20 protein-coding genes are annotated in these 21,036 nt (G+C 64.2%); 10 read left to right on the forward strand and 10 right to left on the reverse strand.

Features of this window, described 5'->3' with window-relative positions; translation table 11 throughout:
- Positions 1-18 precede the first annotated feature (18 nt).
- Positions 19-1,161, reverse strand: coding sequence for a tRNA epoxyqueuosine(34) reductase QueG (gene queG / locus H163_RS0106025; protein WP_040678144.1), 1,143 nt, complete (start codon positions 1,159-1,161; stop codon positions 19-21).
- A gap of 56 nt (positions 1,162-1,217) precedes the next feature.
- The gene (locus tag H163_RS0106030; RefSeq protein ID WP_019963659.1) at positions 1,218-1,910 is read right to left on the reverse strand and encodes a glutathione S-transferase family protein; all 693 of its coding nucleotides are present in this window, start codon (positions 1,908-1,910) and stop codon (positions 1,218-1,220) included.
- Positions 1,911-2,091: 181 nt separating this feature from the next.
- Here H163_RS0106030 and H163_RS0106035 point away from each other — a divergent pair, with 181 nt between their 5' ends.
- Positions 2,092-2,898 carry an undecaprenyl-diphosphate phosphatase gene (locus H163_RS0106035; protein ID WP_019963660.1) on the forward strand — a complete coding sequence of 269 codons (807 nt, stop codon included), beginning with the start codon at positions 2,092-2,094 and terminating at the stop codon, positions 2,896-2,898.
- A gap of 102 nt (positions 2,899-3,000) precedes the next feature.
- Here H163_RS0106035 and H163_RS0106040 read toward each other — a convergent pair whose 3' ends face one another.
- Together H163_RS0106040 and H163_RS0106045 are read right to left on the reverse strand one after the other, a co-directional pair.
- Positions 3,001-3,324, reverse strand: a complete 324-nt coding sequence (locus H163_RS0106040; protein ID WP_019963661.1) for an AzlD domain-containing protein — start codon at positions 3,322-3,324, stop codon at positions 3,001-3,003.
- Positions 3,317-4,009, reverse strand: coding sequence for an AzlC family ABC transporter permease (locus H163_RS0106045; protein ID WP_019963662.1), 693 nt, complete (start codon positions 4,007-4,009; stop codon positions 3,317-3,319). Before H163_RS0106045 ends, H163_RS0106040 begins: the two co-directional genes overlap by 8 nt.
- Positions 4,010-4,136: 127 nt before the next feature.
- Here H163_RS0106045 and H163_RS0106050 point away from each other — a divergent pair, with 127 nt between their 5' ends.
- The 3 genes from H163_RS0106050 (at position 4,137) to maiA (ending at position 7,374) form a co-directional block, all read left to right on the forward strand.
- Positions 4,137-4,697 carry a helix-turn-helix domain-containing protein gene (locus H163_RS0106050; protein WP_019963663.1) on the forward strand — a complete coding sequence of 187 codons (561 nt, stop codon included), beginning with the start codon at positions 4,137-4,139 and terminating at the stop codon, positions 4,695-4,697.
- A 98-nt stretch (positions 4,698-4,795) separates the two neighbouring features.
- Positions 4,796-6,025 (forward strand): alpha/beta hydrolase family protein, encoded by a 1,230-nt coding sequence (locus H163_RS0106055; protein WP_019963664.1) that lies wholly within the window; start codon positions 4,796-4,798, stop codon positions 6,023-6,025.
- Positions 6,026-6,723: 698 nt separating this feature from the next.
- Positions 6,724-7,374, forward strand: a complete 651-nt coding sequence (gene maiA, locus H163_RS0106060; protein WP_019963665.1) for a maleylacetoacetate isomerase — start codon at positions 6,724-6,726, stop codon at positions 7,372-7,374.
- Positions 7,375-7,440: 66 nt separating this feature from the next.
- On the opposite strand, the gene fsa is transcribed toward maiA, so the two are convergent.
- Entirely contained in the window at positions 7,441-8,094 is a 654-nt protein-coding gene (gene fsa, locus H163_RS0106065) for a fructose-6-phosphate aldolase (protein WP_019963666.1), read from the reverse strand.
- A 230-nt stretch (positions 8,095-8,324) separates the two neighbouring features.
- Here fsa and H163_RS0106070 point away from each other — a divergent pair, with 230 nt between their 5' ends.
- From H163_RS0106070 to H163_RS0106095, 6 genes are all read left to right on the forward strand, one after another.
- Positions 8,325-10,520: a primosomal protein N' gene (locus H163_RS0106070; protein WP_019963667.1), complete on the forward strand. Its 2,196-nt coding sequence runs from the start codon at positions 8,325-8,327 to the stop codon at positions 10,518-10,520.
- A 220-nt stretch (positions 10,521-10,740) separates the two neighbouring features.
- Positions 10,741-11,301, forward strand: coding sequence for a F0F1 ATP synthase subunit delta (locus H163_RS0106075; RefSeq protein WP_026355508.1), 561 nt, complete (start codon positions 10,741-10,743; stop codon positions 11,299-11,301).
- Positions 11,301-12,830: a F0F1 ATP synthase subunit alpha gene (gene atpA / locus H163_RS0106080; RefSeq protein WP_019963669.1), complete on the forward strand. Its 1,530-nt coding sequence runs from the start codon at positions 11,301-11,303 to the stop codon at positions 12,828-12,830. The genes H163_RS0106075 and atpA overlap by 1 nt, the downstream gene beginning before the upstream one ends.
- 37 nt (positions 12,831-12,867) lie before the next feature.
- Entirely contained in the window at positions 12,868-13,749 is an 882-nt protein-coding gene (locus H163_RS0106085; protein ID WP_019963670.1) for a F0F1 ATP synthase subunit gamma, read from the forward strand.
- Positions 13,750-13,768: 19 nt separating this feature from the next.
- Positions 13,769-15,193, forward strand: a complete 1,425-nt coding sequence (atpD, locus tag H163_RS0106090; protein WP_019963671.1) for a F0F1 ATP synthase subunit beta — start codon at positions 13,769-13,771, stop codon at positions 15,191-15,193.
- Between the two features lie 117 nt (positions 15,194-15,310).
- Complete coding sequence (locus H163_RS0106095) at positions 15,311-15,718, forward strand: F0F1 ATP synthase subunit epsilon (protein ID WP_019963672.1); 408 nt, start codon at positions 15,311-15,313, stop codon at positions 15,716-15,718.
- A gap of 198 nt (positions 15,719-15,916) precedes the next feature.
- Here H163_RS0106095 and H163_RS0106100 read toward each other — a convergent pair whose 3' ends face one another.
- The 5 genes from H163_RS0106100 to H163_RS0106125 all read right to left on the reverse strand — a co-directional run bounded on the left by H163_RS0106100 (position 15,917) and on the right by H163_RS0106125 (position 20,871).
- The gene (locus tag H163_RS0106100) at positions 15,917-16,123 is read right to left on the reverse strand and encodes a hypothetical protein (protein ID WP_026355509.1); all 207 of its coding nucleotides are present in this window, start codon (positions 16,121-16,123) and stop codon (positions 15,917-15,919) included.
- A gap of 243 nt (positions 16,124-16,366) precedes the next feature.
- The gene (locus tag H163_RS0106110) at positions 16,367-17,992 is read right to left on the reverse strand and encodes an NTP transferase domain-containing protein (protein WP_026355510.1); all 1,626 of its coding nucleotides are present in this window, start codon (positions 17,990-17,992) and stop codon (positions 16,367-16,369) included.
- Complete coding sequence (locus tag H163_RS0106115) at positions 17,992-18,687, reverse strand: XdhC family protein (RefSeq protein ID WP_019963675.1); 696 nt, start codon at positions 18,685-18,687, stop codon at positions 17,992-17,994. Before H163_RS0106115 ends, H163_RS0106110 begins: the two co-directional genes overlap by 1 nt.
- Positions 18,677-18,997, reverse strand: coding sequence for an XdhC family protein (locus H163_RS0106120; protein WP_019963676.1), 321 nt, complete (start codon positions 18,995-18,997; stop codon positions 18,677-18,679). The genes H163_RS0106115 and H163_RS0106120 overlap by 11 nt, the downstream gene beginning before the upstream one ends.
- Positions 18,998-19,260: 263 nt before the next feature.
- Positions 19,261-20,871, reverse strand: coding sequence for a phosphoenolpyruvate carboxykinase (locus H163_RS0106125; RefSeq protein WP_019963677.1), 1,611 nt, complete (start codon positions 20,869-20,871; stop codon positions 19,261-19,263).
- Positions 20,872-21,036 lie beyond the last annotated feature (165 nt).

A 21,036-nucleotide genomic window follows, 5' to 3' on the forward strand; every position in this document is an offset into this window, starting at 1 on the left:
CTGCGGCAGGCCCTGGCTTCACCTTGTCTCTGAGGCCGCCTTGGCCTTTGCAGCCTGCCATTCGCGGCGCACATCGGCGTCCGCTTCCGGGGTGAGCCGGTCCTCTGCCAATACTGCAAAGGCCTCCGGCTCAAGCAGGCGGGACAGGGCCCAGACGGCGGCACCGCGCACGACAGCCGCATCATCGTCCAGCAGCGCCACGGCCTGTGGCACATGGCCGGCATCGGCGCTGTTTCCTGCCGCGATCAGGCAGTTGCGGATGAACCGGTCCCGGCCGATCCGCTTCACCGGCGAGCCGGAAAAGAGCTGGCGGAAGGCCGGATCATCCAGCCTCAAGAGCGTGGCCAGCGACGGTGCCTCCAGATCCTCCCGCGCCTGCAGCTTGGCTTCGCGGGCCTCCACGGCAAACTTGTTCCATGGGCAGGCGGCAAGGCAATCGTCGCAGCCATAGATGCGGTTGCCGAGGGCCACGCGGAACTCTTGCGGAATAGGCCCCGCATGCTCGATGGTCAGATAGGAAATGCAACGGCGGGCATCGAGCCGGTAGGGCTGCGGGAAGGCACCTGTCGGACAGGCGGACAGGCAGGCCCAGCAGGAGCCGCAATGGTCCCGCTCCGGCTCTGCGGCAGCCAGATCCAGCGTGGTGAAGATGCTGGCGAGAAAGAACCAGGAGCCGAGCCGCCGCGACACCAGATTGGTGTGCTTGCCCTGCCAGCCAAGGCCGGCAGCCTGTGCCAGCGGCTTTTCCATGACGGGGGCCGTATCAACGAAGACCTTCACATCGCCGCCGCCTGCGCGCGAGACGAGAAAGCTCGCCAGCTCCTTCAGCTTGCCCTTGATGACATCGTGATAATCCCGGTGGCGGGCGTAGACGGAAATGTTGCCCCGGTCCGGATGGGCAAGGTTCTCCAGCGCATCCCCGGCAGGGCCATAGTTCATGGCCAGCATGATGACAGAGCGCACCTCCGGCCACAGCACGCTGGGGCTGGCGCGCCGGTCTGCCGTCTCCTCCATCCAGCCCATGGAGCCGTGGTGGCCATCGGCGAGAAACTGCGCCAGCCGCTGCGGGGCCTGCGGGATGGCATTGGGCCGGGTGATGGCGAGATCATCAAAGCCCAACTGGGCGGCCTTTTCCCTGAGCTGGCTGCAAAGACGGTCCAAAGCCTTTGCCGGAAGCACCGGGTTTGAGGGCACGGCAGGGCTGTTGCGGCTCTGCGTCAGAAGTCCAGATCCGCGTAGGTCATCGACGGCGGCATGCCGAGCATCTTTTCGCTCAGCAGCGGACGGAAGCTCGGGCGCGATTTCACCCGCGCATACCAGGCCTTCACGTTCTCCTCGGTGTCCCATGGCACTTCGCCCAGATAATCGGCGCAGGACAGTTCGGCGGCGAGCGCGAAATCCGCAAAGCTCAACCGGTCGCCGCCCAGCCATTTGCGCGAGGCGGCAAGATAACCGAAATAGCGCATGTGATGGTGAATATTGGCGCGCGCCACCCGCAGAATGGCCGAATCAGGCTCACCGCCGCCGACAGAGCGGGGCATGTCCTGCTTGTAGATGCGCTCGCGCACGAAATGGCCGGCCACCTCGTCATCGAACTTGCGCAGGCCCCATTCCACCAGACGCCGGGTCTCCGCCCGCAGTTCGGGATGGTCCGGCATCAGCCGCCGGTCGCCCATCGCATAGCCACGCGTTTCATCGAGATATTCCATGATGGCATAGGGACCGCAGACCGGCGTGCCGCCGTTCTCGATCAGAACCGGCACGGTTCCGGCCGGATTGAGCATCAGGAATTCCCGGCGCCGTTCCCAGGGGTTGATGGTGTGCATCTCGTAGTTTGCGCCGTACTCACCGAGGATGAGACGCACAAAACGGGAAGACGGCGAGAACGGATGATGATAAAGCGTGAGCATTCAGTGATTTGGACCTTCAGCGCCGGGTGCCCCCCAAGCGCCCGTCACAACTCTAGTAGGATATGGTTAGCATCCTGTTGCTGCCGCCCTCTTTTCCCGCGAGCCAGCGCGCCCGCATAGATCATGCCCCGCAGCGGGATTCAATAGGCTCTCAACAGGTCTTTTCAGGAGTTCATTTGCGATGACAAGCGATACGATCATCAGTGCCTTCATTCTGGGCATCGTCGAAGGCCTGACCGAATTCATTCCGGTCTCCTCCACCGGCCACCTGCTGCTGCTCGGCCACTTTCTCGGCTTTGAAAGCACGGGCAAAACCTTCGAGGTGCTGATCCAGCTCGGCGCGATCCTCGCCATCCTCAGCGTCTATTTCGGCCGCCTGTGGTCCATCGCCACCGCCCTGCCGAATGACCGGCGGGCCCAGCGCTTTGTGGCCGGCATCCTGCTGGCCTTCCTGCCGGCCGCCGTCATCGGCGTGATGGCGCATGGCTTCATCAAGTCGGTGCTGTTCGAATCGCCCATGCTGATCTGCACCACACTGCTGCTGGGCGGTATCGTGCTGCTGGTGATCGACCGGCTGCCGCTGAAGCCGCGCTATCACGATGCCATGGACTATCCGCTGCCGCTGTGCCTTGCCATCGGCTTTGTCCAGTGCCTTGCCATGGTGCCGGGCGTTTCGCGCTCTGGCGCCACCATCGCAGGCTCGCTGCTGATGGGCACGGACAAGCGCTCTGCGGCGGAGTTCTCGTTCTTCCTCGCCATGCCGACCATGGCAGGCGCCTTCGCCTATGACCTCTACAAGAACCGCGACGTGCTTTCGATGGACGACGCGGTGCTCATCGGCATCGGCTTCGTCACATCCTTCGTGGCAGCGGTGTTTGTGGTGCGCAGACTGCTGGACTTCGTCTCCCGCCACGGCTTTGCGCCCTTCGCCTGGTGGCGCATCGGCGTGGGTCTGGCGGGCTTTGCCGGTCTCTACTTCTTCGGATAAGCGGCTTGACCAGCTCTCGATGAGCTTGACTCATCGAGAGCTGGTCAAGGCCGTGCGGCGCATGAGCAATTTCAAGGCGTGATGCGTCAGCATCGAAAGCCTTCAGGCTATGCCGAAGGCCCGCAAGGCTGCTGTCACCGCGGCGGCGCCAATGACGATCACTGGAAACGGCGCCCGCAGCAGATAAAGCCCGAGACCGGCGGCAACGCCTGCAGGTCTCGCCCAGCCCGCAAAGGCGCCCCCGTCCAGCAGGGCGGAACTGGCCATCAGCGACACGAGCATGACGACAGCCGCAGCCTGAAACAGCTGCTGCATACGGCCCGACAGCACCAGCCGCCCATGCAGCAGGGGACCGGTCGCGCGGAAGGCGAAGGTGCCGGCGGCCAGCGCCAGAATGGCGGCCATCGGCATCAGGTTCTCAGTCATTTGCGCAATCCCCAGACAGTTCACGCCCTGACAGTTCACGGGCTGGTGCGGCCGTACGCGGCCAGACGGCGAACACCACCAGCCCGCTGAGTGCGGCCAGCACCGGCACACCTGCGGGCAGAACCGGTGTCAGCACGAAGGCAATGGCCGCCCCGAGAGCCGCAGCCAGCCGCAGCCGGGCATCCTTCAGCGCCGGCAGAACCAGCGCCAGCAGCACAGCCGGGAAGGCCGCATCAAGGCCCAGCGCCGAGGCATCCCCCACCGCCTGACCGAGCAATGCCCCGGCGAATGTCCCCACGTTCCACAGGATGTAGAGACCGATGGCGCAGGCCCAGTAAAGCGCACGGGCACGCTCCGGATTGCTGTCCTTCAGCGAAAAGGCCAGCGCCTCGTCGGTGAGCAGGTGCGATCCGAGCAGTTTCTGCAAGAGCCCGCCGCGCAGCAGGCCTGCCACCGAAAAGCCGAAGGGCAGATGCCGGGCGTTGAGCACCAGCCCGGCCAGAACCGCAGCCACAGGGCCGCCGCCCGCCAGCACCACGCCAACGGCCGCAAATTGCGAGGCCCCGGCAAAGACGATGGTGGACATGGCCAGAGGCACCCAGAACGGCAATCCGCCGCCCGTGGCTATGGCCCCGAAGGAGACACCGGCAATGGTGGTGGCGCCGCAGACCAGCAGCACGTCCATCCAGTCCCGGCGCGTGAGTGTTTGAAATATCGTCCGCATGTGCGATAAAATGGACAAAGCCACACCGTTCGTCAAGACGAACATTCGTTCGTCATCGAGAACGAACTATAAGACGCAAAGGCCCCGCATGTCAGACACCGCCGAAGCCCTCCGGCAATGGATTTCCATCGCACTCAAGACCGAGCGGGAGAAGGCGGGACTGAGCCTCAGCGAGTTGGCGCGGCGGGCGGGCCTTTCCAAGTCCACCCTGTCCCAGTTGGAAGCAGGCAACGGCAATCCGGGCATCGAGACGCTGTGGATGCTGGCGGTCGCGCTCAACATCCCCTTTAGCCGCCTTGTCGACCGGCCGGAGCGCAGCACGCGTCTGGTGCGGGCGGGCGAAGGCCCTTACACCTTGTCCGAGGAGGCCGCCGTCCGCGCAACGCTTCTGTCCACCGGCAGCACCGGCGCGAGGCGGGACATCTACCGCATGGATCTTGAGCCCGGACGCGCGCGCCGCTCTCCGGCCCACATTGCAGGCACGACGGAACATGTGCTGGTCGCATCCGGCCGCGCCCGCGTCGGCCCGGAGGCGGAAACCGAAGACCTGTCGCCGGGCGACTACTACACCTATCCCGGCGATACGGCCCATCTCTACGAAGCCCTCGAGCCCGGAACGGTGCTGCTGCTGGTGATGGAGCACGCCTGACGTCAGGGGTTTTCCGGTCCTAACGCTTTCTTCGTTTCCCATACGGTAAAACACGGCATCCGGCGCGGGGTGCGCCGCAGCCATGAAGGGGACCTTCCGTGCAAGGGCAGCTTTCGATTTTCCGTCATCTGCTGGCCGCCGCCAGCTTCTGCGCCGCCATTTTCGCCGTGGCGCCCGCAGCTCACGCCGCAGATAACGGCCCTGTCTCCGTCGAACAGGGCGTGACCTACGAATATCTCGACCGCTGGGACGTGGACAAGCTGAACGAAATCCTTACCAAGGATACGCCTGCCTTTGCCGGTATCACCGAGACCTACACCCCGGCCCGCAACGCGGTGAAGCTCTACCGCGTCACCTATCCGTCCGTGATCCCGGAGCGTGGCAACAAGCCGACCGTCGCCACCGGCCTGCTCGCCGTTCCCGACGTTGAAGGCAGCAGCTTCCCTCTCGTGTCCTATCAGCACGGCACTGTCTACCTGAAGCAGCAGGTGCCGTCCTATCCGGATCAGTCGCCGGAAACCCAGCTGATGATCGCCCAGTTCGCCGGGCAGGGTTATCTGCTGATCGGTGCGGACTATTTCGGCCTCGGCGATTCGCCCGAGACGGAAAGCTACATGGTCAAGGCCAGCCACCAGCAGGCCACCTATGACATGCTTACAGCCAGCCAGTCCGTGCTCAAGGCCATGAAGCTGGAAGACAGCAAGCTGTTCCTCGCCGGCTGGTCGCAGGGCGGCTATGTCACCATGGCCATGGTGCAGAAGCTGGAACAGGCCGGTGTGCCCGTCACGGCAGCGGCCACCGCCAGCGCGCCCATCGACATTTTCGCGGCCCTCAACGGCTTCCTGAATTTCCCGCGCAAGTTCGATGCGGATTGGGTCAACAGCCTGTTCATCCTGTCATCCTTCTCCTACGAGCACTACTATGGCCTGCCCGGCCTCGCCCGCTCGATGATCGCGGAGGAGTATTATGACGTGGCACAAAAAGCCTATCTGCGCGAGCCCATTGATCCGTCTACGATCCCGGGCGACCTGCACAAGCTTCTGAAGCCGGAATATTTCGACACCCAGTTCTTCGCTGCCTCCGCCTTTGGCCGCCTTGCGGCGCAGAACGAGGTCTTCCGCTGGATCTACAAGACCCCGGTGCGCAACTATTACGGCGAAACGGACGAAGCTATCTCCGTGGGCGTCGGCCGCATGGCCATGACCTATCAGCAGGCCATTGGCGCCGGAAACCCGGCTGTGGAGGCCGTCTCCACCGGCGGCACCACCCACCGCGGCACCTTCGCCCGCGCCACCCCGCAGTGGAAGGGCTGGTTCGACGGGCTGTGAGGGCTGCCTGAACGAAGTAACCGTTTCATCCCACGGCACGGATTTTCCGCCCCTCATGGGGCCGCGCTTGAAACGGGCTGCAAGCAGGAAGGCACCCTCACATGAGGCCGCAGCGCCCCTCTCCCCCCTTGAGGGGCAGGGGAATCGCATATGGAATTTTTGGATTCGGATCTGTCGTCGCAACGCATTTCCGGATTCCAAAATTTCCCTTCGCAAGGACTGAGCGTTCGATCCTTGCGCAGGCGAAAGAGATTTCCGCCATATGCGATAGCCCTGCCTTGAGGGGGAGATGTCTGCGTTAGCAGACAGAGGGGGGGGGGCAGCGCCTCGGAACGGCATCACCTTTCGTATGACAGGACAGTCAGTTACCCCCCTCTGCCCCCTGCCGGGGGCATCTCCCCCTCAAGGCAGGGGAATCGCATATGCAATTTTTGGATTCCGATCTTTCGCCGCAAGGCGCCTCTGGATTCCAAAATTACCTTTCGCAAGGACTGAATGTTCGATCCTTGCGTAGGCGGATGGGATTTCCGCCATATGCGATAGCCCTGCCCCTCAAGGGGGGAGAGGGGTTGGTGGCACTTCTGAGGGAAGCGCGCGGCTGGCCGTTCGTGTCTCCCTTTGAAATCCCCTTTCCAACTTGACGGCACATAGTTGCATTTGCAATCAATTGCATTTCCAGTCCGCCTTGGGAGGGGCTTATGTGCCGCGTTGTGCTTCACACCTATTTCCGCAGTTCCACGTCCTTCCGGGTGCGCATTGCGCTGGCGATGAAGGGCATTGCCTATGAGCCGGTGTTTCATCACCTGCGCCTTGGCAAGCACCGGGAACCCGGATATCTTGCCGTCAACCCGCAAGGGCTTGTGCCCACGCTGGAATGGAGCGACGGCACGGTGCTGAGCCAATCGCTGGCCATCATCGAGTTTCTGGACGAGATGGTGTCCGAGCCCCGGCTGCTGCCGGAGGATGCCAGAGGCCGGGCGCGGGTGCGAATGCTGTCGCAGATGATTGCCTGCGACATCCACCCGGTGAACAACCTGCGCATCCTCAACGCCCTGCGCAGCCGCTTCGGCGCTGATGATGCGGCTGTCGCGGACTGGTTCCGCACATGGGTGGCCGAGACTTTCGGCCCGCTGGAGGCGCTGCTGGCGCAGAGCCCGGAAACCGGCCGCTTCTGCCACGGCGATGCGGTGACCATGGCCGATCTCTGCCTTGTGGCACAAGTGGCCAACAACGGCCGCTTCGGCGTGGACATGAGCCCCTATCCGGTGATCTCCCGCATCCACGCCGCCGCCATGGAGTTCCCCGCCTTCATCGCTGCCGCCCCGCAGAATCAGCCGGACGCGGAATAGCCCCCAAAACGCAAACGGCGCCCGCTGGGGGCGCCGTGTGTCTTCGCAAACCGGCAAATTCGTCAATCAGGCGATCGACTGGCCGGTCTTGGCCCAGTCGGCCAGGAAGGTTTCGAGGCCCTTGTCGGTCAGCGGATGCTTGACCAGTGCCTTCAGCGTTGCCGGGGGAATGGTGGCAACATCGGCGCCGGCGATGGCGCAATCCTTGACGTGGTTGATGGTGCGGATCGACGCGGCCAGGATTTCGGTCTGGAAGCCGTAGTTGTCGTAGATCACCCGGATCTCGCGGATCAGCTCCATGCCGTCGATGTTGATGTCATCGAGACGGCCGATGAAGGGCGAGATGTAGGTGGCACCAGCCTTGGCAGCCAGCAGCGCCTGCGTGGCCGAGAAGCACAGGGTGACGTTGGTCTTGTGACCGGCAGAGGTCAGCGCCTTGCAGGCCTTGAGGCCGTCCATGGTCAGCGGCAGCTTGATGACGACATTGTCAGCAATGGCGGCCAGCACCTTGGCTTCGCGCATCATGCCTTCATAGCCGGTGGCGGCCACTTCGGCGGACACGGGGCCCTTGGTGATCTTGCAGATCTCGGCAATGACCTCCTTCATCGGGCGGCCGGCCTTCATCACGAGCGACGGATTGGTGGTGACGCCATCGAGCAGGCCGGTGGATTCCAGCTCGGCAATCTCGGCGGTGTCTGCGGTATCGACAAAGAATTTCATGCGAGTATCCACTCCCCTTGCGCCCGGCTTGCCCTCTGGGGCAATCAGGCATGAGTTGAGACGCGTGCGATGGAGGTGCCGCGCGTCTGTCCCGTCCCTGCCTCTTTAGCGTAGGATTGCGCCGAGCAACACCCCCGATTCGGAATGTGACAAGCGATTGCGGAACGCACCTCAGCATTTGACCCGGTTTTCTGGCGCAGGACGCATGAGCCTCCGCGAAGCGAGGACCCATGCTGTTTGACGATCTGCCCCGCAACCACGAAACCATCGTCAGCGTGCTGGTGCCCGTCGCCGTGCCCGCGCCCTATACCTACAAGGTGCCGGCGGAAATGAGCGTGCGGCCGGGCGCCATCGTGCGCGTGCCGCTGGGCCCGCGCGAGGTGGTGGGCGTCGTCTGGGATGTTGAGCCGGAGGCCGGCATCGATCCGCGCAAGCTCAAGTCCATCACCCATGTCTATGACGCCCCGCCGCTGGGCGATGAACTGCGCCGCTTCATCGACTGGGTGGCGAACTGGACGCTGGCCGCGCCGGGGATGGTGGTGCGCATGGTGCTGCGCTCGGAAGATGCGCTGGAGCCGGAGGCGCCCGTTTCCGGCGTGATCCGCGTCGAGGGCGCGGCGCCGGACCGGGCAACGCCTGCCCGCGCCAAGGTTCTGGCGCTGATGGAAGACGGCATGGCCTGGACGAAGCCGGGGCTTGCCGCGACGGCGGGTGTCAGCGCCTCGGTCATCGACGGGCTGTTGCAGCAGGGCGTGCTGGAAACCGTGGCGATGACCGCCAGCCCGCTGCCCCTGCCGCCGGATCCGGCCTTTGCCCCGCCGCAGCTGACGCCGGCCCAGAGTGCCGTGTCAGCTGCGCTGGTGGAGAGCTTCGACAAAGTCGGCGTGGTGTCGCTCATCGATGGCGTCACCGGCTCGGGCAAGACGGAGGTCTATTTCGAGGCTGTGGCGGAGGCCATCCGGCGCGGACGGCAGGCGGTGATTCTGGTGCCGGAAATCGGCCTGACGGAACAGTTCCTGCGCCGCTTCGAGCAGCGCTTCGGCGTGCCGCCTGCCGAGTGGCATTCCGAAATCACACCGAAGAAGCGTGCCCGCGTCTGGCGCGGGGTGGCGAAGGGCGAGATCCCTGTGGTGGTGGGCGCGCGTTCGGCGCTGTTCCTGCCCTTTGCCAATCTGGGGCTGATTGTCGTGGACGAAGAACACGACACCGCCTTCAAGCAGGACGACCGGGTGTCCTACAACGCCCGCGACATGGCCGTCGTGCGCGGGCATCTGGCGCGCTTTCCCGTGGTGCTGGCCTCAGCCACGCCATCGGTCGAAAGCCGGGTGAATGCGGATACCGGGCGCTACGTCCGCCATGTTCTGCCGGAGCGCGCCACGGGCGCCGCTCTGCCGGAACTGGGGCTCATCGACATGCGCACCGAAGGGCCGGAGCGCGGCCGCTGGCTGGCGCCTGCCATGATCGAGGCCATCCGCCAGACCTTTGCCGAAAAGCACCAGTCGCTGCTGTTCCTCAACCGGCGCGGCTATGCCCCGCTGACGCTCTGCCGCTCCTGCGGCCACCGCTTCCAGTGCGGCCATTGCAGCGCCTGGCTGGTGGAACACCGGATGAAGGGCAAGCTGGTCTGCCACCACTGCGGCCATCAGGAGCCCGTGCCCCGCGCCTGCCCTGCCTGCGGCACGCAGGATGCGCTGGTCGCCTGCGGGCCCGGCGTGGAAAGAATCGCCGAAGAGGTGGAAGGCCTTTTTCCGCAGGCGCGCACCCTCATCCTTTCGTCGGACATCAGCGGCGGACCTGAACGGCTGCGGCGGGAGATGAAGATCGTCGAGGAGGGCGGCGCCGACATCATCATCGGCACACAGCTCGTCGCCAAGGGCCACAACTTTCCGCTGATGCGGCTTGTCGGCGTGGTCGATGCCGATCTTGGCCTTGCCCATGGCGACCCGCGCGCGGCCGAGCGCACCTTCCAGCTGCTGGCGCAGGTGACGGGCCGTGCCGGGCGCATGACCGGCGGCGGGCGCGGGTTGCTGCAAAGCTATTCTCCCGATCATCCGGTGCTGAAGGCGCTGGTTTCCGCCGACCGCGAGGCCTTTTATCAGGCCGAGATCGAGACCCGCCGCGTCACCGGCCTGCCGCCGTTCGGGCGGCTGGCGGCGCTGATCATCTCAGGCCCCGAAAAGGCGCAGGCGGAAGGCTTTGCCCGCGCCGTGCTGCGTGCCGCCCCGCCGCACCAGGGCATCACCGTGCTGGGGCCAGCCGAGGCGGCGATGGCGCTGGTGCGCGGCCGCCACCGCTTCCGCCTGCTCGCCATGGCGCCGCGTCAGGTGGACCTTCAGAGCTATCTGCGGCACTGGATGAGCCTCGTTCCACCCGCCCGCGGCGGGTTGCGGCTGCAGATCGATATCGACCCGCAGCAGTTTTTGTGACCGCTGTTGCACGTTGCGGCAAGATTCCGCCAAAATGCAGCATTTCTGCCCACTGGCAAAGTTGCACACCTCGGTGGGCTGTGTTATTCGAGGCGCGGCTTCTGGGGGGTGCGGTTCTGCCGTCAAACCTTATGACCCTGAAAAACCAATAATTTTCAAGGCATTGACTCGGGGTTGACCCTTGCCGGTGCCAAGAAATGTGTCAGAGAGCTTGAACCTGGTGACTGACAACGTATCTCTCGTATCCGGCGTTGCGAAGCGGTATGCTTCGGCCCTGCTGGACCTTGCCGGGGACGGCGGCGTGACCGCAGACGTCGAGCGGGATCTCAATGCGTTTGAAGGCATGCTTGCCGAAAGCGCGGATCTCGTCCGTCTGGTGCGCAGCCCCGTATTCAGCGCCGATGAGCAGCTTGCGGCTCTGGACGCGCTGCTTGCCAAGGCCGGTATCACCGGTCTTGCCGCGAATTTCGTGAAGCTGGCTGCAAAGAACCGCCGCCTCTTCGTTCTTCCCGACATGATCAAGGCCTTCCGGGCGCTTCTCGCCGAGAAGCGTGGCGAGGCGACTGCTGAAGTCGTTTCCGCTGCTCCCCTGTCGGATGCGCATGTCGCTGCCCTGAAGGAAGCGCTCTCTGCTTCCACGGGCAAGTCCGTCAAGATCGCCGCGAGCGTTGATCCTGCTCTCATTGGCGGCCTTGTCGTCAAGGTTGGCAGCCGCATGATCGACACGTCGCTGCGCACCAAGCTCAATACTCTCAAGTTCGCAATGAAAGAGGTCGGCTGATGGATATTCGGGCCGCGGAGATTTCCGCTATCCTCAAGGACCAGATCAAGGGTTTCGGCCAAGAGGCCGAAGTGTCCGAAGTCGGTCAAGTGCTTTCCGTCGGTGACGGTATTGCGCGCGTCTACGGTCTGGACAACGTCCAGGCCGGTGAAATGGTCGAATTCCCGGGCGGTATCCGGGGCATGGCGCTCAACCTTGAAACCGACAACGTCGGTGTCGTGATTTTCGGTTCCGACCGGAACATCAAGGAAGGCGACATCGTCAAGCGTACCGGTGCCATCGTGGAAGTCCCGGTCGGCAAGGGCCTGCTCGGCCGCGTTGTCGATCCGCTGGGCAACCCGCTGGACGGCAAGGGCCCGATCGAGGCAGCAGAAATGCGCCGCGTTGACGTGAAGGCTCCCGGCATTCTGCCGCGCAAGTCCGTGCACGAGCCGATGTCCACCGGTCTCAAGGCCATTGACGCCCTGATCCCGATTGGCCGCGGCCAGCGCGAACTGGTGATTGGTGACCGTCAGACCGGCAAGACCGCGATCCTGCTCGACACCTTCCTGAACCAGAAGCCGCTGCACGAAGGCAACGACGAGAGCAACAAGCTGTACTGCATCTATGTTGCCGTCGGCCAGAAGCGCTCCACCGTCGCCCAGTTCGTGAAGACTCTGGAAGACAGCGGTGCGCTGCCGTACTCCATCGTCGTCGCCGCGACCGCTTCGGATGCTGCCCCGCTGCAGTTCCTGGCTCCGTTCGCCGGCTGCGCCATGGGCGAGTACTTCCGCGACAACGGCATGCATGCCGTGATCGGTTACGACGACCTGTCCAAGCAGGCCGTGGCTTACCGCCAGATGTCCCTGCTGCTCCGCCGCCCGCCCGGGCGCGAAGCTTTCCCGGGCGACGTGTTCTACCTGCACTCCCGTCTGCTGGAGCGTGCGGCCAAGCTGAACGAGGACAATGGCCTCGGTTCGCTCACCGCGCTGCCGGTCATCGAGACCCAGGCAAACGACGTGTCGGCCTACATTCCGACCAACGTGATCTCGATCACCGACGGTCAGATCTTCCTTGAAACCGACCTGTTCTACCAGGGTGTCCGCCCGGCCGTGAACGTGGGTCTGTCGGTGTCGCGCGTCGGCTCCTCGGCCCAGATCAAGGCGATGAAGCAGGTGGCAGGCCCGATCAAGGGCGAGCTGGCGCAGTACCGCGAAATGGCGGCCTTTGCCCAGTTCGGCTCCGACCTCGACGCCACCACCCAGCGCCTGCTGAACCGTGGTGCCCGTCTGGTCGAACTGCTGAAGCAGCCGCAGTTCTCGCCGCTGAAGACGCAGGAGCAGGTTGCGGTCATTTACGCCGGCGTGAACGGCTACCTGGACAAGATCCCGGTGGACCGCGTGCGCGATTTCGAGGCTGGCCTGCTGCTCTCCCTGCGTGGTGAGCATGCGGATCTCCTCGACGCCATCTGGCAGAAGAAGGCCCTCGACGATGAGCTGACCGCGCGCCTTCGTGCCGCGATCGAAGCTTTCGCCAAGAGCTTCTCGTAAACCAGAAACGCTGTCGGGATAAGGAGCAGGGGCGGCCATGCCGAGCCTGAAGGACCTAAGAAACCGTATCGCCTCGGTCAAGGCGACGCAGAAGATCACCAAGGCCATGAAAATGGTGGCCGCGGCGAAGCTGCGTCGCGCCCAGGACGCTGCGGAAGCGGCCCGGCCCTATGCGGAACGCATGGAGCAGGTGCTGGCCAACATTGCCGCTGCCTTTGAAGGCCGCGATGATGCGCCGAAGCTGATGACCGGAACGGGGCGCGATCAGGTACATCTCCTGATCGTTGCCTCCGCCGAACGCGGCCTGTGCGGCGGCTTCAACTCCTCGATCGCCAAGCTGGCGCGCGAGCGGGCCCGGAGCCTCATTGCACAGGGCAAGGAGGTGAAAATCCTCTGCGTCGGCAAGAAGGGCTTCGATGCCATCAAGCGCGAGCTTGGCAAGTACGTCATCCGCACCATCGAGTTGCGCGGCGTCAAGTCCGTTGGCTATGCCAACGCGACTGACATCTCGGACGTCGTCTTCAAGATGTTCGAGGCCGGCGAGTTCGACGTCTGCACCCTGTTCTTTGCCGAATTCAAGTCGGTGATCAGCCAGGTGCCGACGGCGCAGCAGCTCATTCCGGCCAAGCTGCCGGAGACGGCCAAGGCTGCCGGTGGTGCTTCGCTGGTGTACGAGTACGAGCCCGACGAGGCCGCTATTCTGACCGACCTTCTGCCCCGCAACGTGTCGGTGCAGATCTTCCGTGCGCTCCTTGAGAACGCCGCCTCCGAGCAGGGCGCCCGCATGTCCGCCATGGACAATGCGACCCGCAACGCAGGCGACATGATCAAGAAACTGACGCTGCGCTACAACCGCCAGCGTCAGGCTCAGATCACCAAGGAACTGATTGAAATCATCTCGGGCGCCGAAGCGCTCTGACCGGATCGAGGATTGAGGGATGGCTGACAACAAAGTCGGACAGATCACCCAGGTCATCGGCGCCGTGGTCGACGTCAAGTTCGACGGCCACCTGCCGCAGATTCTGAACAGCCTGGAAGCGGACAACCAGGGCACCCGTCTGGTGCTCGAAGTTGCCCAGCATCTTGGCGAGCATACCGTTCGCACCATTGCGATGGACTCCACCGAAGGCCTCGTGCGCGGCCAGAAGGTCACCGACACCGGTGCCCCGATCGAAGTGCCGGTTGGCGCCGGCACCCTGGGCCGCATCATGAACGTGATCGGCGAACCGGTTGATGAAGCCGGCCCGATCGTTCACGACTCCAAGCGTGCGATCCACCAGGAAGCTCCGAGCTTCGTCGAGCAGTCGACCGAGTCCCAGATTCTCGTCACCGGCATCAAGGTGGTGGATCTGCTGGCTCCTTACGCCAAGGGCGGCAAGATCGGCCTGTTCGGCGGCGCCGGCGTCGGCAAGACCGTTCTGATCATGGAACTCATCAACAACGTCGCAAAGGCGCACGGCGGTTACTCCGTGTTCGCCGGCGTGGGTGAGCGCACCCGTGAAGGCAACGACCTTTACTGGGAAATGATCGAATCGGGCGTGAACAAGAAGGGCGGCGGCGAAGGCTCCAAGGCTGCTCTCGTTTACGGCCAGATGAACGAGCCCCCCGGGGCACGTGCCCGCGTTGCTCTGACCGGTCTGACCGTCGCCGAGCATTTCCGTGACCAGGGCCAGGACGTGCTGTTCTTCGTGGACAACATCTTCCGCTTCACCCAGGCCGGTTCCGAAGTGTCCGCTCTGCTCGGCCGTATCCCGTCGGCCGTGGGTTACCAGCCGACGCTGGCGACCGACATGGGCACCATGCAGGAACGCATCACCACCACCACCAAGGGTTCGATCACCTCGGTGCAGGCCGTTTACGTGCCCGCCGACGATCTGACCGACCCGGCGCCGGCTTCGACCTTCGCCCACCTCGACGCAACGACGGTTCTCAACCGCTCGATCGCCGAAAAGGGTATCTACCCGGCCGTGGACCCGCTGGACTCGACCTCGCGCATGCTGGATGCCCGCATCATCGGCGAAGAGCACTACAATGTGGCTCGCCAGGTGCAGCAGACCCTGCAGCGTTACAAGGCCCTGCAGGACATCATCGCGATCCTGGGCATGGATGAGCTGTCTGAAGAAGACAAGCTGACCGTCGCCCGCGCCCGCAAGATCGAGCGCTTCCTGTCCCAGCCGTTCTTCGTGGCCGAAGTCTTCACCGGTTCGCCGGGCAAGCTCGTCGCCCTCGAAGACACGATCAAGGGCTTCAAGGGCCTGGTCGAAGGCGAATACGATCACCTGCCGGAAGCTGCCTTCTACATGGTTGGCAACATGCAGGAAGCGATCGAGAAGGCCCAGCGCCTGGCTGCTGAAGCTGCCTGATGCGATCTGCCGCTGCCGGAACCCGGCAGCGGCCTGTAACCGGCGGGCGCCCGTGTGGCGCCGCCTCTTGCAGGGCGGCACTGCCGCCCGCATTGCGACGAACAAAGGACACGCCAGATGGCACAGCCATTTCAGTTTGAGCTTGTCTCCCCTGAGCGCCTTCTCCTGTCGGACAAGGTTCTCGAGGTCACCGTTCCCGGCAGCGAAGGCGAGTTTGGTGTCCTGAAGGATCACAGCCCGTTCATGGCCACCATGCGTCCGGGCCTGCTGAAGGTCCGCACCGGCGAAGGCAAGCTGGTCGAGTACTTCGTGCGCGGCGGTTTTGCCGACGTGTCCACCAGCGGTCTCACCGTTTTGGCCGAACAGGCCATTCCGGTTTCCGAGCTGAAGGCCGAAGTCATCGCCCAGCAGGTGCAGGACGCCCGTGAGGACGTTGCCGACGCCCGCGACGACGAAGCGCGCACCAAGGCCGAAGCAACGCTGGCCCAGCTGATCGAGATCCAGACGGCGCTCAAGGCAGCCTGAGAATAACGGCCGGTCACGCTCATAGCGGACATTTTTTGAAACGCGGTTCTCCGGAGCCGCGTTTTTTGTTTTCCACAGGGCAATCCTCCTCCCTGCTCCACTCTTGCCTGAACAAGAAAAAACCCGGCTCAACGGGGAGCCGGGTTGAAAGAGGACAGCCGGGAGGAGGAAAGCTGCCTTGTCTTGAGTGTGCCTCTATCAGGCCGCGATGCGCTTGAAGGCCGGAGCAGATGCGCTCTTGGAACGGCGGCGCTCTTCCGGCGGCATGTAGACCAGCGCGCGGTGGTCCGTGCAGTAGGACGTGCCGGACTCGACGCGCACATTGCACGGGAACGTGTAGTTGCCGCTGTCACCTTCGGCCCACTTGCAGCGGCCAGGACGCGGGAGGCTCAGAGCATTATCCATCTTCTTTTCCTTCTTGCCGGTCTCTGTTGCAAGAAAACGCAAAAGACCGGCCGCTCCTCCGGAACTTGCCGGGCGGCCAGACGTCGCATTCTCGTGCTGGAATTTCATGGCGGAGCCAGACAGGACCGAAGTTCACGTCCGCAACCGCAAATCAAGTGAAGGTTACATAATGCCCCAGCCCGATTTGCGCAAGAGCTTAGCCGTCATGGAAGACCTGCAGGCAAAGCATGGCTGAAACTGCAGTTAACCTTCTGTCAATACTCCGCCCTCCGCAGCCAGAGACTCACGCGTGTCGAGATCAAGCCGCGCCGCTCGGCCCAGTTCAACTTCAGCACAGACATCATCATGCGCGCCGATGAGATGCCTGGCGCCCGTATCACCTTGAAGCTGCATGAGATCTTCGCGAAAGCGCGTGTCGATGAGCACCGGATTGCCGCGCTTGCCCTCTGCTGTCGCCAGCACGATCAGATGCCCCTCACTGCGGTCATGGGCGGCGATCAGCGCATCAATCATGGCGCCGGTGATGCGCGGCATGTCGCCCAGAAGAATCATGACGCCATCGAGATCTTCCGGCAAGGCCCGCAGCCCAAGGCGGATGGAACTGGCCATGCCCTCCGCAAAACCGGGGTTGATGACCGCCCGCACACGGCTTCCGTCCGCTTCTCCACTCACCCGTTCCGCCATGTGGCCGGTGACCAGGATCACCCTTTCGAGCTGACTGGCCGCAGCTGCATCAATCACATGGCGTACTACGCTTTTTCCGTCCAGCTGCGCCAGAAGCTTGTTCCCGCCCGCCATGCGGCTGGAACTGCCCGCCGCCAGAATGATGCCGCCATAGCGCCCGCTCGCACTGGCGGCTGAAAACTTGCCCGCGCCCTGTTGCCGGGGCTGCGGGCGGCTGGCGATTTCCATCAGGAGGCCGCCGACGCCAAGCCCGGTCACCACCTCCGGCGTCACGGCTAGCTCCGCCAGCAGCCGGTTCAGCACCCAGTCGAAGCCGTTTTCCGCCGGGCTGCGAGCACAGCCCGGCGCGCCGATCACCGGCATGCCGTCCAATTCGCCCAGCAGCATCAGATTGCCCGGATCCACCGGCATGCCGAAGTGGATCACCCGGCCACCGGCCTGTTCGATGGCGGCGGGCAGAATATCGCGCCGGTCGGCAATGGCGGAGGCGCCGAAGAGCACGAAGAAATCCGCCCCCTGGCGCTTCAGGGCGGCAAGCGCCTCTGCCACCGCGTCCCTGTCATGGGCCACCCGGTGTTCGCCAATCACCACGCTGCCGGAGGCCTCAAGCCGCCGCTCCAGCACCTTGCGGGTCTTGTCCAGGGTGACCGGCTTCAGCTGCGGCAGCAGGGTTGCCACAAGCCCCACCAGGCGGGCGTGGTAAGGCGCGACACGGATGGCCCCTGCCCCAGCCAATTCCGCCGCAGCCAGATGGTGTTCGGCCACCGCATAGGGGATGATCTTGGCTGTTGCCACCATCCGGCCCGCATTGACGGCGGCAAATTCCGGCAGGGTGGCGAAAGTCAATGCCGGATCAATGCGGTTCATGGCATCGACCTTCTGCCGGTCGATCACCAGCACACCATTCACCTCCGCATGAAGATTGACGCGGCCGGTCTGCACCCCGTCGCGGATCAAACCGCTGCCCGCTGCGGCCTTTGCCAGCCTCTGCGCCGCCGTGTTTTCATCCACGTCGCCGGGCTCCAGCCGCGCCACCGTCACATCCGCCAGCCCCGCTGCGGCCAGCGCCTCGATGTCGGCTGCGGTGAGGCGGTGCCCCTTCTTCAGCAGCCCGCCAGCCGTGCGCGTCGCATGAACCAGCAGCGCGCCTTCGGCTTGCACCAAGGGGACTGAACCAAATTGCATCAGCGCCCCCCGCCCGGCTTGCGCAGCGCGGCAATCACCTCACCCAGCACAGCGACGGCGATCTCGGCCGGTGAGGCTGCCCCGATATCAAGGCCGATGGGGGCGCGGATGCGAGCGAGATCTATCTCAGCGACACCCGCCGCCGCCAGCCGCTGCAGGCGGGAGGCATGTGTCTTGCGGCTGCCGAGCGCACCCACATAAAAGCACCCCGCCCGCAGCGCGCTTTCCAGCGCAAAGTCATCGATCTTCGGGTCATGGGTGACGGCGGCCAGTGCCGTATAGGCATCCAGCGGGCGCTCGCGCAGTGCGTCCTGCGGCCAGTCGGCCATCAGCACATCCGCCGGGAACCGCTCGGGACTGGCAAAGGCGGTGCGCGGGTCGATGACTGCGACGTCAAACCCGGCAACCTGCGCCATAGGCAAAAGCGCCTGCGAGATATGCACCGCGCCGATGATCACGAGGCGCGGTGATGGGACGGATACCGTGAGGAAGGCCTGCGTTCCATCCTCCGTGCTCACCAGCCCGGACGCGCCGGACAGGAACCGCTTGCCGAGTTCTGCGGCAAGGGGATCCGCAGCCGCGACCGCCCCCTTCTTCACCAGCCGCTGGGCGCCGCTGGCAAGGTCCGTCACCAGAATCGCGGCGCGGCGGGCCGAACGCTCCTTATTGAGAGCGGTGAGAAGATCAAGCTGCATGGGTGACCGGCTCCACATAGACGCGGATGCGCCCGCCGCAGGACAGGCCAACGCGCCAGGCGGTTTCATCGGCAACGCCGAATTCCAGCATGGAGGCTTTGCCAGAGGCAATCACATCCGCCGCCTCGGCGACGACCGCGCCTTCGACACAGCCGCCGGAGACGGAGCCCTCGAAATTGCCCTGCGCATCAATGACGAGATGGGAGCCGACCGGCCGGGGCGCCGAGCCCCAGGTCTCCACCACCGTTGCCACCGCCACCTTGCGGCCCGCCTTAACCCAGGCTTCTGCCACTGCCAGTTCATCCGCCATGGCACTCTCCCTCATGGTCTTTCCAGCAAGGATATAGGGAGGATGCAGGCGCTGGAAAGAAAAACCCGTTCAGCCGGTTCAGCTGCAGGAATACCGGCCGGAAAAAGGAACAGCGCCCCGGAGGGCCGGGGCGCTGCAGCGGAACCAGGCATGATGGGTGCGCATGCCGGGGCCCGTTTGGGAAGCGGTAAAACGCGAGACAGCCGCAGCGGGGCTGCGGCTGTCTCTCATGTCATTCCGTCATTCCCGGCCGGGAAAGCGGATTACTCAGCCGCGTTGCGCGAAGCCGGAGCTGCAGCCAGAACGGAGCTGTCCACCGCGTCTTCGAACTTGGCAAAGTTGTCGATGAACATCTGCACCAGCTTCTTGGCCTGCGCGTCATAGGCGGCCTTGTCGGCCCAGGTTTCGCGCGGGTTCAGGATGGCGCTGTCGACGCCCGGCACGGCTTCCGGAACGGCAAAGCCGAAGTTCGGGTCCATGCGGAAGGCAGCGGTCTTCAGCGAGCCATCCAGTGCGGCGCGCAGCAGCGTGCGGGTTGCCTTGATCGGCATGCGGCTGCCGGTGCCATAGGCGCCGCCGGTCCAGCCGGTGTTCACCAGCCAGCAATCCACGCCCTGCTCGGCGATGAGATCACGCAGCAGATTGCCGTATTCGCTCGGGTGGCGCGGGATGAAGGGTGCGCCGAAGCAGGTCGAGAAGGTCGCCTGCGGCTCGGTGACGCCCTTTTCAGTCCCGGCCACCTTGGCGGTGTAGCCGGAAAGGAAGTGGTACATGGCCTGCGCCGGGGTCAGACGGGCGATCGGGGGCATCACGCCGAAGGCATCGGCGGTCAGCATGATGATCGTCTTCGGCTGCGGCGCAACACCGGTGGCGCTGGCGTTGGAGATGAAGTGGATCGGATAGGCCGCACGGGTGTTCTCGGTCTTCGAGCCATTGTCGAAGTCCGGCACGCGGGCTTCATCCAGCACCACGTTTTCCAGCACGGTGCCGAAGCGCTGCGTCGTGGAGAAGATCTCCGGCTCGGCTTCCTTCGACAGCTTGATGGTCTTGGCGTAGCAACCGCCTTCGAAGTTGAAGACGCCGGTCTTGCCCCAGCCGTGCTCGTCGTCACCGATGAGGGTGCGCTCCGGATCAGCGGAGAGCGTGGTCTTGCCGGTGCCGGACAGGCCGAAGAAAACAGCCGTGTCGCCGTCCTTGCCCACGTTGGCCGAGCAATGCATCGGCATGACGCCCTGCGGCGGCAGCAGGTAGTTGAGGAAGGTGAAGACGGACTTCTTCATCTCGCCAGCATAGGACGTGCCGCCGATGAGCACGATCATGCGCGACAGGTCGCAGGCAATGACCGTTTCGGAACGGCAGCCGTGACGGGCCGGATCGGCCTTGAAGTCCGGCAGATCGATGATGGTCATCTTCGGCACGAAGGTGGCCAGCTCTTCCGCCTTCGGGCGGATCAGCAGGTTGCGGATAAACAGCGAGTGCCAGGCAAACTGGGTATAGACACGCACGGGAAGACGATAAGCTGCCTCAGCGCCGCCGTAGAGATCCTGCGCGAACAGATCCTTACCCTTGGCATGATCGAGGAAGTCGCCCAGCAGAACGTCGAACTGCTCCGGCGTCATCTTTGCGTTGTTGTCCCACCAGACCTGATCTTCGGTCGAAGCATCACAGACAACGAACTTGTCCTTCGGCGAACGGCCCGTGTGGGTGCCGGTGTCAGCCACCAGAGCCCCGCCGGCCGACAGCCGCGCCTCACCGCGCTGCAGCGCGTATTCGTAAAGAGACGGCTCGTTCTGGTTCCAATAAATCGCACCGAGCCCCGTCAGGCCGATTGTTTCAAGGCCGCAAGCCGGGTTCCGGACACCTGTCTCTTTCATGATCGCGCAGTCCCTTAATCTTTCTACACGCGCCGGAGGGCCGGGGGATCGCACCTGATCTGCTGCCCCTCAAGTCCCGGCGCAGGCGGACCCTAGTTGATCTGCTGCTGCGCAACAAGAGAACAGAAAGGATGATTTGACCATTTAATCGATTAAAAAACAAAG

Origin of the sequence: Pannonibacter phragmitetus DSM 14782 (assembly GCF_000382365.1) — a bacterium.
Taxonomy (GTDB): Bacteria; Pseudomonadota; Alphaproteobacteria; order Rhizobiales; family Stappiaceae; genus Pannonibacter; species Pannonibacter phragmitetus.

Excerpts from the sequence above, each read along its gene's own strand:
- H163_RS0106030 (WP_019963659.1), bottom strand. The coding sequence starts at position 1,910 with ATGCTCACGCTTTATCATCATCCGTTCTCGCCGTCTTCCCGTTTTGTG.
- H163_RS0106035 (WP_019963660.1), top strand. The coding sequence starts at position 2,092 with ATGACAAGCGATACGATCATCAGTGCCTTCATTCTGGGCATCGTCGAA.
- H163_RS0106040 (WP_019963661.1), bottom strand. The coding sequence starts at position 3,324 with ATGACTGAGAACCTGATGCCGATGGCCGCCATTCTGGCGCTGGCCGCC.
- H163_RS0106045 (WP_019963662.1), bottom strand. The coding sequence starts at position 4,009 with ATGGACGTGCTGCTGGTCTGCGGCGCCACCACCATTGCCGGTGTCTCC.
- H163_RS0106050 (WP_019963663.1), top strand. The coding sequence starts at position 4,137 with ATGTCAGACACCGCCGAAGCCCTCCGGCAATGGATTTCCATCGCACTC.
- maiA (WP_019963665.1), top strand. The coding sequence starts at position 6,724 with ATGTGCCGCGTTGTGCTTCACACCTATTTCCGCAGTTCCACGTCCTTC.
- fsa (WP_019963666.1), bottom strand. The coding sequence starts at position 8,094 with ATGAAATTCTTTGTCGATACCGCAGACACCGCCGAGATTGCCGAGCTG.
- H163_RS0106070 (WP_019963667.1), top strand. The coding sequence starts at position 8,325 with ATGCTGTTTGACGATCTGCCCCGCAACCACGAAACCATCGTCAGCGTG.
- atpA (WP_019963669.1), top strand. The coding sequence starts at position 11,301 with ATGGATATTCGGGCCGCGGAGATTTCCGCTATCCTCAAGGACCAGATC.
- H163_RS0106085 (WP_019963670.1), top strand. The coding sequence starts at position 12,868 with ATGCCGAGCCTGAAGGACCTAAGAAACCGTATCGCCTCGGTCAAGGCG.
- atpD (WP_019963671.1), top strand. The coding sequence starts at position 13,769 with ATGGCTGACAACAAAGTCGGACAGATCACCCAGGTCATCGGCGCCGTG.
- H163_RS0106095 (WP_019963672.1), top strand. The coding sequence starts at position 15,311 with ATGGCACAGCCATTTCAGTTTGAGCTTGTCTCCCCTGAGCGCCTTCTC.
- H163_RS0106100 (WP_026355509.1), bottom strand. The coding sequence starts at position 16,123 with ATGGATAATGCTCTGAGCCTCCCGCGTCCTGGCCGCTGCAAGTGGGCC.
- H163_RS0106110 (WP_026355510.1), bottom strand. The coding sequence starts at position 17,992 with ATGCAATTTGGTTCAGTCCCCTTGGTGCAAGCCGAAGGCGCGCTGCTG.
- H163_RS0106115 (WP_019963675.1), bottom strand. The coding sequence starts at position 18,687 with ATGCAGCTTGATCTTCTCACCGCTCTCAATAAGGAGCGTTCGGCCCGC.
- H163_RS0106120 (WP_019963676.1), bottom strand. The coding sequence starts at position 18,997 with ATGGCGGATGAACTGGCAGTGGCAGAAGCCTGGGTTAAGGCGGGCCGC.
- H163_RS0106125 (WP_019963677.1), bottom strand. The coding sequence starts at position 20,871 with ATGAAAGAGACAGGTGTCCGGAACCCGGCTTGCGGCCTTGAAACAATC.